This is a genomic window from Tardiphaga sp. (genome assembly GCF_025356345.1).
GTDB lineage: Bacteria > Pseudomonadota > Alphaproteobacteria > Rhizobiales > Xanthobacteraceae > Tardiphaga.
In genome coordinates, this window is the sequence record NZ_JANXTC010000268.1 from 1 (window position 1) to 3,286 (window position 3,286).

4 protein-coding genes are annotated in these 3,286 nt (G+C 61.3%); 2 read left to right on the top strand and 2 right to left on the bottom strand.

Annotated features, from left to right (window positions below; translation table 11 throughout):
* The coding region (locus tag Q0S16_RS26440; protein ID WP_366517836.1) for an IS3 family transposase at positions 1-81 on the top strand (81 nt) is incomplete at its 5' end.
* 541 nt (positions 82-622) lie between these two features.
* On the opposite strand, the gene Q0S16_RS16475 is transcribed toward Q0S16_RS26440, so the two are convergent.
* Both Q0S16_RS16475 and Q0S16_RS16480 read right to left on the bottom strand, forming a co-directional pair.
* The gene (locus Q0S16_RS16475) at positions 623-1,135 is read right to left on the bottom strand and encodes a MarR family winged helix-turn-helix transcriptional regulator (protein WP_295850144.1); all 513 of its coding nucleotides are present in this window, start codon (positions 1,133-1,135) and stop codon (positions 623-625) included.
* A gap of 490 nt (positions 1,136-1,625) precedes the next feature.
* Positions 1,626-2,090, bottom strand: coding sequence for a DUF6163 family protein (locus Q0S16_RS16480; protein ID WP_295850145.1), 465 nt, complete (start codon positions 2,088-2,090; stop codon positions 1,626-1,628).
* Between the two features lie 169 nt (positions 2,091-2,259).
* Between Q0S16_RS16480 and hemB the strand changes: the two genes are divergently transcribed.
* A partial coding sequence (gene hemB, locus Q0S16_RS16485; RefSeq protein WP_295850146.1) for a porphobilinogen synthase occupies positions 2,260-3,286 on the top strand: 1,027 nt, incomplete at its 3' end.

A 3,286-nucleotide genomic window follows, 5' to 3' on the forward strand; every position in this document is an offset into this window, starting at 1 on the left:
TTCTATAATCCGAAGCGGCGTCACTCGACCATTGGATATCTGAGCCCTATGGAGTTCGAGCAAAGAGCGGGATTAGTCTAAGCCGGTGTCAACAGAACCGGGTGCAGCTCATCTGCCAGTGATTTATCGAAGCCCCGTCGCTACGCGACCATACGCCAAACGCCCACCCCCCGATGGGTGGCGCCTCCGGTCCTGCGTTTGTTGTACGCCACACGGGCTCACAGAAAGACCTGTGTATGGGGCATGGAGCCGCCACCTTGCCCACCTTGCAATTAGGCGCCGCGCGCCTATCTGGGAATCTCTGACGGTAGAGCCTTCTAAGGCTCCCGGCGCGAAGGCCCTGCCGTCCCCCTCGGCAGGGCCTTTTGCTTATCCATAGGGCTCCGCAGGGCTGTAGGTAGCCCAAAGAAAAAGGCGCCCGGGGGCGCCTTTGGCTTGGAGGATTACGCGGGGGTGCATCCCAGCGAGGTAAAGATCCGTTGCCTCTTTCGGGCACTCGGGAGCCGGAGGGCACCGGCTGAAACGGAAGTGGAACGACCCGGTATGCCCCGGAATGCATTTTGCTGCATTTTATCGCCCTGTAACGGAACGCTGAAAAACGAATTCTGTAACGTTCACAAGCTCATAGTCTATAGAGGATCTGGTCGGTCCAGAAACGCTCGAGGCGGTGCAGCGACTTGTTCAACGTGGCGAATTCCTCGTTGGAAATGCCGCCGACCTGCTCCACCGTCTTGACGTGCTTCTGATACAGCGCGTCGACGATGTGGCGGATTTCCTGGCCCTGCGCGGTCAGGCGAATGCGCACCGAGCGGCGATCGACGCGCGAACGCTGATGATCGAGGAAGCCGAGCTCGACGAGCTTCTTCAGATTGTAGGAGACGTTGGAGCCGAGATAGTAGCCGCGGGTGCGCAGCTCGCCGGCGGTCAATTCCTTGTCGCCGATATTGTACAGCAGCAGCGCCTGTACCGAGTTGATATCAGCGCGGCCGCGGCGATCGAACTCGTCCTTGATGACATCGAGCAGGCGGCGATGCAGACGCTCCACCAGCGTCAAGGCCTCGAGGTAAAGCGGCTGCACCGGTGCCTGTCCCGGAACAAGATCGACGCTTTCTACCGTGGCTACGGCTTTCATCATGACTGACCCCTGTTGTCGTTTTTATCGACTTATTCGACGAAACTTTTGTCCCGTCTGATAGGGCCAACTTAAGGGGCGCGCTTCAACAACCGCTTAAATAAGACAATAAAGAGATCATGAATTTGCGACGGTGAATCGCGTATTAAGCCCATGAATAAAGGGCTTTTTGCAACGTTTGATTCATGCTGCGCGCGGCCCGTTCCAGCTTTGTCCGCGGATTCTGTCGCATTGCGAAACAGCATCGCTCAAATTTGAAAGGTTGGCGTAACACAAGTGACCGCGGCGTTAGGGTGACTCAAACGTTACGATTTCAGACCGCTGGAATAATCCGAAAATTTTACGCAATCGGCGCCGCTTGTCGCCGCAAATCGGGTGCTGCGCGTTTATCATTCGACGCGCGATGGAAATTCAAGTTCTGAAATCCGACGGGTGCATCATGCGCGAGCAAGGACACCCGCATTGCTTGCAGGAAAGCGACCGACGCCTCGCGCTATGGCGGCCGCTCGCGCGCGGCCATCCAGGCCAGCGCCAGATAGGCGGCGAGAAACGCCGCCTGGATGCCGACGACCAACAGGTTGCCGCCATAGATGGTCGGAAACATCAGTTCGATCACCGCCATCGATACCACCGTGGTGAGCCATACCACCGCGCCCCATGGCGTCGCCAGCCACAGCCCGACCGCGCCGACCAGTTCGATCACCGCGAAATAGACGGTGGAGGTCTGCCACGCCATGCTCTGCACTTCGAAGGCTTCGTCCTCGGTGCCGACGAAGCCGGTGACCTGCGCCCAGTGATACAGGCCCTGCCCCATCGACAGCACCGCCATCACGCGCAGGAACAGTACCAGTCGCCTGGTCCAGGCGTTCTCGTCGGATTCGATCCGCTCCGAGGAGATCGCCGCCACCGACATCGCACGGTCGCGCGTCGTCGGATCGCGTGACATGGGCTCAGGCATCGGGGCCACCGGACGAAAAGGAAAGGACATCTCGCTTCATGGGGGTTTTGTGGGCCTTCGGGGCGGCAAAATCAATTGCCCGGACCGTGTGGTCCGCGGTGACGAACCGGGGCTCGGGGTGCTAGGGTTGGAAGGTGTCAAATCTGCGCGGTTTCAGGAGAGACGGTACATGGCGATCAAATTCGGGCGACCCATCGAGATGCGCGATCCCTCCTTGCAACCGTTCACCACCGCCCCGTCGCTCGAGCTGACCGTGCGCCCGCGCCGCAACCGCAAATCCGAATGGGCCCGCCGGCTGGTGCGCGAGAACGTGCTGACCACCGACGACCTGATCTGGCCGCTATTCGTGATCGACGGTCACAATACGCGGGCCGACATCGCCTCGATGCCCGGCGTGCAGCGCCTCAGCGTCGACCAGGCGGTGCGCGACGCCGAGCGCGCCATGAAGCTCGATATCCCCTGCATCGCGCTGTTCCCCTATACCGAGCCGTCGCTGCGCGACGATGTCGGCTCCGAGGCCTGCAATGGCGGCAATCTGGTGTGCCAGTCGGTACGCGCCATCAAGCAGGAATTTCCCGAACTCGGAATCTTGTGCGACGTGGCGCTCGACCCCTTCACCAGCCATGGCCATGACGGGCTGCTGCGCGATGGACGCATCCTCAACGACGAGACCGTCGCCGTCTTGGTGCGCCAGGCGCTGGTGCAGGCGGAGGCCGGCTGCGACGTCATCGCGCCCTCCGACATGATGGACGGCCGCGTCGCCGCGATCCGCGCCGGTCTGGATGCCGCCGGTTTCCTCGACGTGCAGATCATGGCCTATGCCGCGAAATACGCCTCGGCCTTCTACGGCCCGTTCCGCGACGCGATCGGCTCGGCCAAGACGCTGACCGGCGACAAGCGCACCTACCAGATGGATTCGGCCAATTCCGACGAGGCGCTGCGCGAGGTCGAACTCGATCTCGCCGAAGGCGCCGACATGGTGATGGTGAAGCCCGGCATGCCCTATCTCGACATCATCCGCCGCGTGAAGGACAATTTCGCGGTGCCGACCTTCGCCTACCAGGTGTCCGGCGAATACGCGATGATCATGGCCGCCGCCAATAATGGCTGGATCGACGGCGACCGCGCGATGATGGAAAGCCTGCTCGGCTTCAAGCGCGCCGGCGCCGATGGCGTGCTGAGCTATTTTGCCCCGG

Coding starts and splice junctions, on each gene's coding strand:
- Q0S16_RS16475 (WP_295850144.1), bottom strand. CDS start 1,135: ATGATGAAAGCCGTAGCCACGGTAGAAAGCGTCGATCTTGTTCCGGGA.
- Q0S16_RS16480 (WP_295850145.1), bottom strand. CDS start 2,090: ATGCCTGAGCCCATGTCACGCGATCCGACGACGCGCGACCGTGCGATG.